11 protein-coding genes are annotated in these 13,770 nt (G+C 57.1%); all 11 read left to right on the forward strand.

What is annotated here, in order from left to right; all coding sequences use genetic code 11:
• The 11 genes from tssE to tssA all read left to right on the forward strand — a co-directional run bounded on the left by tssE (position 1) and on the right by tssA (position 13,742).
• The gene (tssE, locus tag HZS52_RS09485) at positions 1-432 is read left to right on the forward strand and encodes a type VI secretion system baseplate subunit TssE (RefSeq protein ID WP_022521991.1); all 432 of its coding nucleotides are present in this window, start codon (positions 1-3) and stop codon (positions 430-432) included.
• A gap of 18 nt (positions 433-450) precedes the next feature.
• A complete protein-coding gene (tssF, locus tag HZS52_RS09490; protein ID WP_190374641.1) occupies positions 451-2,214 on the forward strand; it encodes a type VI secretion system baseplate subunit TssF in 1,764 nt (587 codons plus the stop codon).
• Complete coding sequence (gene tssG / locus HZS52_RS09495) at positions 2,178-3,197, forward strand: type VI secretion system baseplate subunit TssG (RefSeq protein ID WP_027956916.1); 1,020 nt, start codon at positions 2,178-2,180, stop codon at positions 3,195-3,197. The genes tssF and tssG overlap by 37 nt, the downstream gene beginning before the upstream one ends.
• A 3-nt stretch (positions 3,198-3,200) precedes the next feature.
• Positions 3,201-4,667: a type VI secretion system-associated FHA domain protein TagH gene (gene tagH, locus HZS52_RS09500; RefSeq protein ID WP_027956915.1), complete on the forward strand. Its 1,467-nt coding sequence runs from the start codon at positions 3,201-3,203 to the stop codon at positions 4,665-4,667.
• Positions 4,664-5,203 (forward strand): type VI secretion system lipoprotein TssJ, encoded by a 540-nt coding sequence (gene tssJ / locus HZS52_RS09505; protein ID WP_190374642.1) that lies wholly within the window; start codon positions 4,664-4,666, stop codon positions 5,201-5,203. Before tagH ends, tssJ begins: the two co-directional genes overlap by 4 nt.
• The gene (gene tssK, locus HZS52_RS09510; protein WP_027956914.1) at positions 5,203-6,537 is read left to right on the forward strand and encodes a type VI secretion system baseplate subunit TssK; all 1,335 of its coding nucleotides are present in this window, start codon (positions 5,203-5,205) and stop codon (positions 6,535-6,537) included. The genes tssJ and tssK overlap by 1 nt, the downstream gene beginning before the upstream one ends.
• A gap of 3 nt (positions 6,538-6,540) precedes the next feature.
• Entirely contained in the window at positions 6,541-7,386 is an 846-nt protein-coding gene (gene icmH / locus HZS52_RS09515; protein WP_022521997.1) for a type IVB secretion system protein IcmH/DotU, read from the forward strand.
• An 8-nt stretch (positions 7,387-7,394) separates the two neighbouring features.
• Positions 7,395-10,016, forward strand: coding sequence for a type VI secretion system ATPase TssH (tssH, locus tag HZS52_RS09520; RefSeq protein ID WP_190374643.1), 2,622 nt, complete (start codon positions 7,395-7,397; stop codon positions 10,014-10,016).
• Positions 10,017-10,020: 4 nt separating this feature from the next.
• Positions 10,021-11,604: a sigma-54 interaction domain-containing protein gene (locus HZS52_RS09525; RefSeq protein ID WP_138799431.1), complete on the forward strand. Its 1,584-nt coding sequence runs from the start codon at positions 10,021-10,023 to the stop codon at positions 11,602-11,604.
• 62 nt (positions 11,605-11,666) lie between these two features.
• Positions 11,667-12,260 (forward strand): type VI secretion system-associated protein VasI, encoded by a 594-nt coding sequence (gene vasI / locus HZS52_RS09530; RefSeq protein WP_223828105.1) that lies wholly within the window; start codon positions 11,667-11,669, stop codon positions 12,258-12,260.
• A gap of 18 nt (positions 12,261-12,278) precedes the next feature.
• Positions 12,279-13,742 (forward strand): type VI secretion system protein TssA, encoded by a 1,464-nt coding sequence (gene tssA / locus HZS52_RS09535; protein ID WP_190374644.1) that lies wholly within the window; start codon positions 12,279-12,281, stop codon positions 13,740-13,742.
• The last annotated feature ends 28 nt before the right edge of the window (positions 13,743-13,770 follow it).

Consider the following 13,770-nt stretch of genomic DNA (forward strand, 5'->3'; position numbering starts at 1 on the left):
ATGGCTATTAACCATGGCAGCCTGCTAGGTAGCCGTCTGTTTGAGCGTCTTGCGATGCCGGAACAGCCGTTAGCGCATGGGGAGGATGAGAGGCTGGCGGAAACTGTTGAGTCGATCAAACGACACTTAGTGGAGTTGCTCAACAGTCATCCGGGCAATAGCGCCTGTGAGCCTGAGTTGGGGTTGCTGGACTTCAATGATGCAACGATCGGCGTGCTGGATTTAGAGCTGAATATCCAGCGCGCCATTCGGCAATGCATCGAACGCTTTGAGCCGCGGGTTCAGCACGTTGAAGTTGAGTCATTACCCAATAATGGCGATCCCTTACAACTGCATTTTCAAGTACATGCCACCGTGGCGTTGGGGCGAGATAACGCCCACGCCACGATCGACTTATTGCTCAATAATAAGCGCTATCAGTGTCTTAACTGATAGGCTTGCGAGGCCCGAATGCTAAATCGCTATTACCGGGACGAGCTCAATTTTCTGAAGCGCCAAGGGCGAGAATTTGCGGAGGGCAACCCCGGCCTGAGTCGCTTCTTGTCAGAGCGCAGTACCGATCCTGATGTTGAACGTCTATTAGAAGGCTTTGCCTTTCTAACCGGCCGTATGCGCGAAAAGGTGGAGGATGAGTTCCCTGAACTTACCCATTCGCTGATCAGCATGCTATGGCCGAACTACTTGCGCCCGGTGCCTAGCATGACCGTGGTGCAGTTTACCCCTACGTGGCATGCGCTGAGTACCCATCAGCTCCTAGAACGGGGTACGGAATTAGCCAGTAAGCCGGTGGACGGCACTACCTGCATGTTCCGCACTTGTCATGACGTGACGCTCTATCCGCTGGAGCATGCGGGGGTTGAGGCACGCCATACACGTGATGCCTCCATTGTTGAGTTGGCGCTTGATGTACATAGTGATCAGCCCCTCAGCGCGATGGGGATTGATACATTGCGTCTGCACCTGGGTGGAGACGCTTATACAGCGCGCACGCTTTACCTGTGGATGAGCCACTACCTAGCGCGCGTAGAGCTGGAAATTGATGGCAAACGGCTGCCTCTGCCCAAGCAGTTGCTGCAGCCGGTTGGTTTTGATCGCCATCATGCACTACTGCCCTACCCGAGGAATGTGTATCAAGGGTATCGGATACTGCAGGAATACTTGTGTTTTCCTGAGGCTTTCCACTTCTTTGATGTAACAGCCCTGAGCCAACACTTGCCTGCTATTCCCGCAGACAAAATTATTCTGCGCCTAGAATTTGAGCGTACCTTACCGACCGACGCGAGGGTGAAAGACGAGCATTTTGCTCTGTATTGCTCGCCGGCGATCAACCTGTTCTCTCATGATGCAGAGCCTGTCGATGTTAGCGGTGAACGCAGTGAGTACCGCATTCACCCCAATAGTCGATCTCCCGGCCACTATGAAATTTTTAGCGTCGATAAAGTGGAGGGCTGGTTAGAGAGCGAGAACGGTAAGGGGCGTGGTACGCCGCGTGAATATGTGCCTTTTGAAAGCTTTCAGCACCAAGTCAAGAGAGACCGTGGTAACGATGCCTCCTATTACAGGCTACGCGTGCGCGACAGCTTGCGTGGGGATGGGTTTGATCACGACATCTCCTTTGTGCGTGGCGATGAGCGCAGCTACATAGGCATGTCCGAAACCGTCTCGCTCGGATTGACGTGTAGTAACCGAGAGCTGCCTGAGCGTTTGACGGTAGGCGATATTTGCTACTCAACGGAAGAGAGCCCCTCGTATGCCATGTTTCAAAATATCACCCGCCCCACGCCAGTGTTGCGCCCCACGCTGGATGGCAGCTTGCTATGGACACTGATTTCTAATCTATCGCTTAACTACTTATCGCTACTGGAGCGTGATGCGCTGTGTTCTGTGCTGCGTGCCTACGATTTCCGTGCCTTGGTCGATAGGCAGGCCGAGCGAGTGGCTCAAAAACGGCTGGCAGGCATTGTTAGCATTGAAACCCAGCCCATTGATCGGCTGAAAAGAGGGCTGCCCATTCGTGGTCTGCGTTCGGTCATGACGCTAGATCAAGATGCCTTTGGCGACGAAGGGAGTCTGTATTTATTTGGCAGTGTGCTGGCGCGGTTCTTCTCCTTGTACGCCAGCATCAACTCGTTTCATGAGCTGCATGTTATTAACCGTCAAAATCACGAGCGCTACAAATGGACCTTACAGTCGGGGCAACAGCCTCTGATGTAGCGCTTGCCCCTTTGATGGCAAAGGCGCGGCGTTACGATTTTTATCAGCTAGTAGAGCTTCTGCATCGTCATCATGGCGATGACCTAGAGTGCGCTCAGCGAGGTGCGCCCGCTTTTGAGCGCGTGCGCTATAGCGCTTCAGCGTCACTAGGCTTTCCCAGCAGTGATGTGCTCTCACTGGCTTTTCAGCCTGAGGGCCATTATGAGCTGGAAGTTAGCTTCTTGGGTCTGCAGGGGTCTCAGTCGCCGCTGCCCAGCTATTACCTTGAAACATTGGCACATGAGGCAGCCCACCACGACGGTGTTGCAGGCGATTTCCTGGATTTTTTCAATAATCGCTTACTGGCGTTAGTGCACCGCAGTTGGCGTAAATATCGCCACTACATCCGCTATCAGGATGGTGCTAGCGATGGGTTCTCGGCGGCCATTTTTGCTTTGGTGGGGTTGGCGGACAGTGACCTGCGCGTTGAGACGCCTATCAACTGGAGCAAGATGCTGGCTTATGCCGGTTTGCTGGCAGGCCGTTCGCGTTCACCCGAGGTCGTCTGCAGCATCGTAGGGCACTGCTTTGACCTTGATGATGTGCAGATTGAAGAGTGGGTACATCGCTGGGTTCAGATTCCGATGGATCAACGCAGCCGAAGCGGTATGGCAGCAATGACGTTAGGCAGCGATGTGGTGGCCGGTGAGCGCGTTGCTGATGTTAACGGCAAATTTGTGCTGGGTCTATTTGGCCTTACTTTGGAGCGTTTTCGCGACTTCCTACCCGACGGCAGGGAGCATGCCCCATTGCGCACTTTGGTTGAGTTTGTGCTACGCGAGCCGTTGGCCTACGACCTCGAGCTAGAGCTGTTACCCAGCGCCGTAAAACCGATGCGGTTAGGCGATGCTGGCACCTGCCAGCTCGGCTGGACCACCTTTGTTAATCCCGAGTCCGGCAGCGCCTCAAAACGCCGCCGAGTGCGTATTCAGATGACAGGTTAAACAATGAACGCCAACCCAATTTCCGCTGTAACGCTGGTCATTGCCAATAGTGAGCGCCTAGAAGGCCGTTCGACAAGTAGTCATGTCTTTCATGAAGTCGGCGGCACCCTAGGCTGCTCAACCGATGATGACTGGTTATTGCACGATCACGCCGGCCGAATTCGCCCGCAGCATGCCCAAGTGAGCAAAATTGACGGCAAGTTCTGCCTGATTGATAGCAGCGGGCACACCTTTATCAATCGCGCCACCCTGCCGATTGGGCGAAACCGTAAGGTCGCTTTGAGCGAGGGCGATGAAGTGCTAGTCGGCGAGTACCGTCTTAAAGTGCATTTGGGTGATCGGCAGAGTACTCAACCCGGTGCTCAACCTCTGGCCTCGTTAGTCAATGAAGAGCAGGAGGCGGTAGATGCGTATGGCCGCCCGTTGGTTCAAGAAGACCAGCCGCTACGTGCGGAAGCCGCAAAAAAAGAAGATCCCATGGAGGCTCTTGGCGGGGTAGCGCGTGGAGTGGGGCATGAAGACCCAATGGCTGCTCTCGACCCCCGTTCTGCCAATGCCCAGCTTTCCGAATCCGTTGAAGACATGTCGGAGTTGCTGGGTTCCGAGCGGCGCGTTGAAGGAAGTGTGGGGCGTGACCAGCAAGAGCGGCGCGAAGGCGCTGTTCGCATGCCAGCGATCAAACGCAAGCTAGGCAGCCATTCACCGGACAGCTATTCACCAAGCGGTTATTCACCAAGCAGTCATTCGCCAAACGGCTATACAGCAGGCAACCAGACAGAGAGGAGCAGTAGCATGGATGAGCGGGCAATAGATGACCTCGAACGTTCCGTTGGCGAGCAGTTAGAGGATCGCTGGCAAAAGCCTAGTGGCCGTTCCCTTGGCCATGTGGGGGCCGACCCGCTATTAAGGGGGTTGGATATCGACATACCCTTCCGTGATAGCGAAGAGCAGCAGGCGTTTCTTGAAGAAGCGGGCCATACGTTACGGGCTGCTATTAATGGCTTACGTGCTCTGCAGCAAACCCAAAACGATAGCAAATACCCCCTCCGGGATCGTCGTTTACAGCCTATCGAAGATAACCCCCTGCGCCTTGGCCAAGCTTACGAGGCCACTGTCGAGACGATGTTTTCGGCCCAACGTAGCCCGGTTCACCTTTCGGCGCCGGAAGCGGTGGGGGAGTGCCTGCGTCATCAAGGCCACCACCAAGCGGCAGTAGAAGAAGCCATTGAGTACGCACTAACCGCTATTTTGGATGCCTTTTCACCGGAAGCGCTGCTCAAACGTTTCCATGCATACCGGGGGGCAGGCACCCGCATTGAAGATGAAAACGGCTGGGCCTGGGAAATGTACCGCCACTACTACCATGAGCTTAACTCAGGCCGCCAGCTAGGCTTCCAAAAACTGTTCTGGGAGGTTTTCGAGCAGGCGTATGACCAGTCTGTTCGTCGCCAGCAGCGGGAGGACGCATGAGCAAGACCAAGAGCCTCGGGCTTGTAGGTGTGCTTATCGTGCTGCTGTCAATCACGGGCTGTGCTTCGACCCGTGAGGCAGCCGGTAAAGCCTGGGAAGTCATGCTAGACCCCTCGATACCGGTGGGCTATCCAGAAGATCAGCCCACGCTGGTCGATTTAAGCATGGTCGCAGAGCCCGATGTGAACCCGAATATTGATGGCGAGGGGACGCCGCTGCGCTTTCAAATTTTGCAGCTTAAAGATGACTCCATGCTAATGGCGGCCGACATGGATCAGTTAAGTGAGGATATGGAGGCGGCATTGGGCACGAACTATCTGGCCCATGACGACTTCACCTTGCTACCTGGCCAGTGGAAATTCTACGAACCCTTCGCCATTGAAGAGGACACGCGCTATATCGGTTTGATTGCGTTCTACGCTGAGCCAAACGAGGCGGAGTGGAAGAAAGTCGTCAAAGTGAAGGCCAGTTCAGAGAATTATCACTTGCTGGTTCATCTGCGCAACAGTGAAGTAGAACTAAGGAAGGAAGAGTGATGGCCAGTCGCAATCGCGTGGTATGGAGTGAAGGGCTATTTATCAAGCCGCAGCACTTTCAACAGCAGCAGCGCAGCCTTGAAGGGTTGATTGATACGCGGCTTAAAGGGGTTAGTCACTATCTATACGGATTTTTAACCCTGGAGTTGAACAACGAGTTTTTAAGCTTTGGCCGGATTGCGATTAGCCGGGCGAGTGGCGTCATGCCCGATGGCGTTGCCTTCCAATTGCCTGAGGATGATTTAGAGCCTTCTGCGCTGGAAGTTGCAGACTCGGGCATTACCAATCAAGTGGTGTACTTAGGCTTGCCATTGGCCACGGATAGCGTCGGGGAAGTGCGCTGGCCCGATGACGAACTGCCCGCACGTTATCGCCTTTCGCCGCGCAGCGTGCGTGACCTGCACTCCCGCGACGGTGATATGGCCGACCTGGACGTCGCGCGCGTTTCACCGCGCTTGTTATTAGAGCAAGAAGACCGCAGTGGTTATGCCTGCTTGGCCGTTACGCGCATTCTAGAGCGCCGCCCCGACGGCAGCTTGGTACTGGATGAGCAATTTATTCCCACCTTAATGAACGTGCAAGCAGCGCCAAGCCTGCAGCGGTTTGTGGGTGAGATGGCCGGTTTGATGCGAGAGCGGGCGCGCAATATTGCTCAGCGGCTGTCGACGCCTAATCAGGCAGGTGTTGCCGATGTGACCGATTTCATGCTGTTACAACTACTGAACCGCGCCCAGCCACGGTTTCAGCATCTGTCACGCTTGGGGCAAGTTCACCCGGAGCGGCTCTACGACACCATGTATGAAATCGCTAGTGAGTTGGTGACGTTTACCGATGAGTCGCGTTTGCCGCCTGAGTGCCCTGCTTATGACCATGAGCATCCCGAACGCGGATTCCGGCCCTTGATGCAGATGATGCGCCAAGCGCTCTCCACCGTGCTTGAACCCCGCGCGATCGCCATTCAGATACAGGCACGGAAATTTGGCTTACTGGTGGCGCCGCTCTCGGATACCAGCCTGTTTGAAACAGCCGAATTCATTTTGGCAGTGCGTGCCGACATGCCCAACGAGCGCCTGCGTAAGCAGTTTCTACAGCAAACCAAAGTGGCCAGCGTCGAGCGTATTCGCGACCTTATTAGTCTGCAATTACCGGGTGTGCCCTTGGAGCCGTTACCGGTGGCCCCTCGCGAGTTGCCTTATCACGCGGGCTATACCTACTTCCAACTCAGCCGACAAAGCGAAGCCTGGGGAATGCTGGATGGCGCAAGCGGTTTTGCCTTCCACGTGGCGGGCGAATTTCCCGGGTTGGAGATGCAGTTTTGGGCGATCAGGAGTTAAGCCATGCAAGATATTGCCACGCATCAAGATGACGCCAAAAACGACTACCCGATGGGTGAGCCGGTTCGCCATGAAGACCACATAAAAGACAGCGGCGTTGAGCAGTTGGTGCATAGCCATGCCCAACACCTCAATGCTGACGAGGACTACTGGTTTCGGCTGCGCGGGCACAACTTAAACCCGCTGGTCGATGCATCGAGCAGCCTGCTGGGCATGGCGGTGCGCGTCCGACAGGTGGACGGCGCTGATGATCTCGAGCGCTTATATCGTCAGGTGGTGGACGAAATTGCCTCTATCGAAATTGAGCTAACCGAGCAGGGGTATGACCGCCCGACACTGCTCGCCTACCGGTATGTGCTCTGCTCGTTTATCGATGAAACCGTGATGGGCATGCCCTGGGGTCGCCAGAGCGTGTGGGCTGAGCACTCGCTGCTAGCGAGGTTTCATAACGAGACCTGGGGGGGCGAAAAAGTTTTCTCTATCCTCGCGCGGCTGCAGCAAGAGCCTCATCGCTATCGCGACATGCTGGCCTTTATCTATTTGTGCCTGTGCCTTGGGTTTGAGGGGCGTTACCGGGTGAAAACCCATGGTCGTGAAGAGTACGACCAGATTGTACGCGCGCTGGGCGATCAACTGGCGTCACTTGATGAGCCGCCAGATGAGATGCTGACCCAGCCACTTAGGCATGTGGTGAAAGGGCGTGGCAAAGGGATGCACGAGGGGTTACCGCTGTGGGCCATCTTTGCCCTGTTCGGCGTTACGTTGGTGGGTATTTATTTGGGGCTTTCTTGGTCTCTGGATCAGCAGGCTGAGCAAGTCAGAGCTTTACTCGATCAGATTTATCGTTAGGAGATAGCATGCTTAGGGTAGAGCTACCGGCGCTTATTAGTCGACTGAATGGAATTTCTCGTCATGGCCTCGAGCAGGCCGCCGTGCTGTGCGCAGAGCAGCAAGCACCGGAGGTGACCACCGGGCACCTGCTGCTGGCGCTGGTCGACCAGCCGCTATGTGATGTGCGCTTACTGCTGGAAACGCTTGATATTGATGTCGAGGAGCTGCGCGCACGAATGGCTGAGGAGAGCCGTCCGCCTCGTGATCTTGAGGTGTCGACACCCAGCTTTTCGCCGTTATTGGTAGAGCTGCTGCAGGACGCGTGGTTACTGGCAGCCACCGAGTATGGACATCAAGCGCTTCGCAGCGGCGTGCTTTTCACGGCGCTACTGCACAACGCCCCGCGCTATTTAGGTCCGAAGAGCACGGCGCTACTGGAAGATATCAATCGCGAAAATCTACGCCGCCACTTGGAGCGTCTTACGGCCGATTCAGCCGAAGCACCTCGGGAGGGTGCCGACGCTAAACAACGCCAGGCTGCTCATCCTGCTGGCGATGACAGCGCACTCGCCCGTTTTGCTACCTCGCTGACCGAACAGGCGCGCAAGGGTGAGCTTGACCCTGTGCTGGGGCGTGACCCGGAAATCGACCAAATGCTCGATATCCTGGGGCGTCGGCGCAAAAACAACCCCATTGTGATTGGCGATGCCGGGGTGGGTAAAAGTGCTGTGGTAGAAGGTTTAGCAGCACGCATTGTGGCGGGACAAGTACCCGCTGCGCTGGCAGGTGTTGAGTTGCTGACCCTTGATCTAGGTGCGCTACAAGCCGGTGCCGCGGTGAAAGGCGAGTTTGAAAAGCGCCTTAAAGCGGTGATTGACGAAGTCAAAAACGCCCCTCGTCCCACGCTGCTATTTATAGATGAAGCGCACACGCTGATCGGTGCTGGTAACCAGGAAGGCGGCGGTGACGCGGCCAACTTGCTCAAGCCCGCCCTGGCCCGGGGCGAGTTGCGTACTATCGCCGCCACTACCTGGCGTGAGTACAAAAAGTACTTTGAAAAAGATCCGGCGCTGTCGCGGCGCTTCCAGCCCATTGCGCTTTCCGAGCCAAGCGTAGAACAGGCACTGGTCATCCTGCGCGGTTTGCGGGATGTGTATGAGCGCGCCCACGGCGTGCTGATCGGCGACAGCGGCCTGCGTGCTGCCGCTGCGCTTTCTGCCCGTTACCTGGCCGGACGGCAATTGCCTGACAAAGCCATTGATGTGCTGGATACCGCCTGTACCCGATTGGCGCAGGCTCTGGATACCCCGCCCCGCAAGCTAAGCCACTTACAGAGTGAACATATCGCCGCGCTACGTGAGCGCGATCAGGTCGAGCGTGAACGTCTGCTGGGGCGCGAACCGGATAGTGAACGCCACCACGACTTAACCGAACGCTTAGCCAAGCTGGAAGAGGAGTTGGCAAGCCTGGAAACTGCCTGGCAAGCGCAGCGCGAATGCGTCGATGCCATTGTGGCGCTACACCGCCAACTGCTAGAGGCAACGGATAATGATGCCGTTGATCAACTTCCCGAGGGCGTGCATCAAGAACTCGCCGAACGGGAGCAGCAGCTGGCCCAACTGCAAGAGACGTTTGCGCTGGTTAATCCCAGCGTTGAAGAGGCGCAAATTGCCCAGGTGATTGGCGACTGGACCGGCGTACCGGTCGAGCGTATGACCAGCGACGAGCTAACCCGCCTCACCGAACTGCCGACCCATCTGGATGCGCTAATCCAGGGGCAGGGCAGTGCGATTGAGCGTATCCATCGCCACTTGCTAACCGCGCGTGCGGATCTCCGTCGCCCGGGGCGGCCATTGGGCGCATTTCTGCTGGTAGGCCCCAGCGGCGTGGGTAAAACCGAAACCGTGGTGCAAATTGCCGACCAGCTGTATGGCGGTCGTCAGTTTCTTACCACGATCAATATGTCGGAATACCAAGAGAAGCACACGGTTTCACGTCTGATTGGTTCGCCGCCGGGGTATGTCGGGTTTGGCGAGGGCGGGCTACTCACCGAAGCGATCCGTCAGCGCCCTTATTCGGTGGTGCTGCTGGACGAAGTCGAAAAAGCCCATCCCGATGTGCTTAACCTCTTCTACCAGGCGTTTGATAAAGGCGAACTGGCCGACGGGGAAGGGCGCGTTATCGATTGCAAAAACGTGCTGTTCTTCCTGACCTCTAACCTGGGCTACGAAGCCATCGTTAGCTATGGCGATGACCCAGCAGCGCTGGATGCCGCGCTCTACCCGGTGCTGGCTGAGTTCTTTAAACCGGCGCTATTAGCGCGTATGGAAGTGGTGCCTTACTTGCCGCTGGACGGCGATACCCTGCGTGACATCGTCAAGGCCAAGCTGGATACCTTGGCAACACGCATCCGTGAGCGCCATCGCCATGCCGAGGTGGTGCTGGATGACAGCCTGGCCGAGGCAATTTGTAAACGTGCGACGCGGAGTGAAAACGGCGCACGCATGCTGGAGTCGGTGATCGACGGTGAACTGCTGCCGCCGCTTTCCCGTGCCCTGCTTGAGCGTATGGCACGGCGCGAGAACGTTAGCCGGGTAGTGTTGGGCACGGATGCCGACAGCGGTGTCTTTACTGCGGAGGTGGCATAGCGCCATGCAGGTAAAGGCTCTTGACCAGCGCAATGCTAGCGAAGCGCAGCCTTTAGCTGGGCTGGCGGCTATGCCCATGGCGCTTGCGTTGGTTGAAAGTACCACACCACGGGAGCTGCGCTTACGCAGTCGGCAACTGCTGGGTAATAGCCTGGGCTTGGCGTGGGTGGAGTGCCTCTATCTAGACAGCAGCGGCCGCTGGGTGGGCCGTGATAATAGTGAGGCGCGCTTCAACTGTGATGAGTTTAGTCACCCCTACGCCCATGCCATCCGCAGCGGTAAACCGGTGACACTGGGCGTGGGGGAAGCGCGTACCCGGCTTGATCATCCCGGTTTTCAAGCCCAAATAGCCTCCCTCAGTGGCGACTTGCGGCTACACGTGAGGCCGTTACGACTCCAGGACAGTTCGCGGGAGTGGCTAGGCGTGCTGGCCTTCGTCACGGAAGCGGCAACCTTGACGAACCTCATGGAGTGTAGCGATTTTGTCGCTTTTGAGGCCCTGCTGTGTCGGTTGTGGTCGCGCCTGGCAAGCAGTCAGGGAGAGCGTCAGAAATCAGCGGTATTGCGTGACTCGTTAGCCAAGCTCAACGACAACACTCGGCGGCAGGGGTTAGCGGCCAAGCTTGCGAGTGATTTGCTGGGTAACTCCATCGCCATGCAAGAGCTTCGGCAGCAGGTGATTCGTGCGGCCGAAACCAATTTAGCGGTGCTGCTCCAGGGCGAAACCGGTACCGGCAAAGACCTCGTGGCGAGAGCGATTCACCGTTTCTCGGCGCGCGCCAAGGCGCCGTTCATGGCGATTAACTGTGCCGCGATCCCCGAATCGCTGCTGGAGTCGGAGCTGTTCGGCCACTCCAAAGGGGCGTTTTCAGGCGCTGACCAGGCCAGGGAAGGGCTCATCGCCCAAGCCGACGGCGGTACGCTGTTTCTGGATGAAATCGGCGATATGCCGCTAGCGCTGCAAGCCAAACTGCTCAGGGTGCTGGAGAGCGGCCGCTATCGGCCCCTAGGGTCGAATGAAGAACGCTGTGCAGACCTACGTCTTATTGCGGCTACCCATCAGCCGCTACGCGAGCAGATCAAACAGCAGCGGTTTCGCGCTGACCTCTACTATCGCTTAGGCCAATTCCCGCTTTCGCTGCCATCGCTGTCGGCACGGCGTGAAGACATCGGTTTTCTGGCCGAGCACTTTGTTGCTGATTTCTGTGCACGGGAAGAACGCAGTGAGATGGGCATCACACCCGCCGCGTTGCGGCAGCTAAAAGAGCGTGATTACCCCGGCAACGTGCGTGAGCTCAAAAACTTGATCGATTATGCCTGCGCCATGACCCCCGCCGGTGGCGATATTGAAGCCTTGCTCCTGCCCAGCGATACCGCCAGTGGCGCTGATTCAGCGACATCAGAAGCCAGCGGCACGCTGAATAAGATCCATGATCTGCGCCAAGCGGTTCGCGATTATGAAGCGCAATTGATTAGCCAGCGATTGCTTTACTACGGCGGGAATCGTGCCCTTGCAGCAGAGAGCCTGGGAATACCCAAGCGAACGCTCTCCCACAAATGCCAATTGCTAGAACTGGATGCTAAATGAAAGTGACATTCGTAAGTTGCCGATGGCAGCACAGGCTATTGATTTGCCTCTGGCTACTAAGCATGAGCAGCGCACTACAAGCAGAGGATAGCGCGGCGGTATTGGAACAGGCGCATCAGTGTGGCCAAGAAAGCTCCCGTTTGGATCGCCTGGGGTGCTACGACAGTCTGTTCCTGGACGAGCAGAGCACGCCAAGTGATAGCGCTGAATTGCCGCCACTTTGGCACGCAGTTGTCAGCCAAGAGGAGAAACGCAATCCCGATGACTTTGGCCTGATAGTCAGCGCCGAGGGAAGCCAAGTATTAATGACGGTGCCCGCGCGGGGCACAACGCCTCCGCGGCCCGTATTAGTACTGGCCTGCGAGAAGTTAATTACCCGCTTCCAGGTGCACCTGCCCAATGCCTTGGATACCCCCCGCGTGTCGTTGCGGGTCGTCGCGGATGGACGTGATGTCTCTCAACAATGGCGAGTGCGCGATGACGGCCACGTGGTAAGCGGTGGGCGCGGCCTGCCCGCCATTGAAACGCTGCGGCAATTATTGAGCGCCAACGAGCTTGTGTTGAGTAGCGACGCAGCGGCTCTGGACGGGCTGCGTTTTGATGTATCAGGACTGCGTCAGCAAATTCAACCGCTTCGCAGCGCCTGTCGCTGGTAGTGGGTATAGGAGTTCGTGATGCGTATAACGGCGGATAGTCACCTTGAACCCCTGCTAGCGCCTCTGCCTGCCAATGAGCAGGGCGAGGAGATCGGCGTTGTGCTGGAGGACAGCGCCGACTACCTGCGCCTTGAGGCTGAAATGATGAAGGTCGGCTCATTGCAGCACCAAGACGTTGATTGGGATACGGCAGAAGCATTAGCAATCACTATGCTTAGCCATAAGGGCAAAGACCTAAAGGTGTTGGGACACTTGCTGCACTGCCTGCAGCATGAAGGCAATGGCGTGCGTTTCGCGCTTTCCCTAAGGCTGCTGGCCGGTTGTCTTGAAGCCTGGTGGGCGTTGGCATACCCCTTCAATGGCGCACGTGGGGCTAAGTTGCGGCCCAGGCTGTTCCAGCAATTTACCCAACGCACGCTGAAGCTTGCCGCGGGCCTCGACTTTCATAATGCCGAGGATGAGTTTCTGGCCTGCCGCCACTCGTTGGAAAACCTGCAAACGTTAGCCGCGGACAAGCAGTTGCCCGCTGACTCACTTGACGAGCTGATGCGCCTGCTGGATGAAAAACAGCCTAATCAAAACCGTGCTGCATCGGACTCTCAAGGCGGCAACGCGTCCGGTGGCGATGCACGGACGGCCGCGTCTTCTTCCTCCAGCGGGGCTGAAAAGGTTGAGCAGCCCGGTGGGGCAAAAGTCCCCGAACTGCGTCTGGAGGCGGGCAATGAGCGCGCCAACCGCCAGTCTCTGCTCAAAATGGCCGATTTTCTAAACGAGCAAAACCCGGGCGAGCCGCTGGCATACCGCTTGCGTCGCTATGCCATCTGGAGCGCCATCCAGGCGTTACCTGCTGCAAGGGAAGGGGGGCGTACCGAGTTAGCCCCTGTGGCTGCTGACCGTGTGGCGGATTATCGAGAGGCGCTTTCCCGGGGCGGTGACGAAGCGCTTTGGCAGCGCATAGAGAAAAGCGTTGCGGTCAGCCCCTACTGGCTAGAAGGACACCGCTTGAGTGCCGAGCTGGCCAAGCGCCTAGGGCGGCCGCGCTGCGCTGAGGCTATTCGTGATGAGTCGGTGCGGTTCGTGGAAAGGCTCCCCGGTATTGAGTCGTTAACGTTTAACGATGGCTCGCCTTTTTTAGATAAAGAAACGCAGCAGTGGCTGTATAGCGGCGCGGGCAGCGGCGCAAATGACGGCGCCGGTGGCGGTGAAGCATGGCACGCGGGGTTAGAGGAAGCGCGTAGCTATATGGGGAGTGAAGGGTTAGGACCTGCCTTGCAGGTGCTTGACCAGGGGTTAGCGTCGGCACGCTCCTTGCGCGAGAGCACGTACTGGCGCTTGGCCAGCGCTGATTTGCTGCAGGAGGCGGGGCTAGAAACGCTCGCCCAGCAGCACTACAGCACGCTGCACCAAACTGTTAATGAACTTGATTTAGAGCAGTGGGAACCAGCGCTGGTTTCGCGGCTTCAGGCATCGCTTAGGACATGACAACGATGATCGACTTTATCACTAGGGA

Origin of the sequence: Vreelandella titanicae, assembly GCF_014697095.1 — a bacterium.
GTDB lineage: Bacteria > Pseudomonadota > Gammaproteobacteria > Pseudomonadales > Halomonadaceae > Vreelandella > Vreelandella titanicae.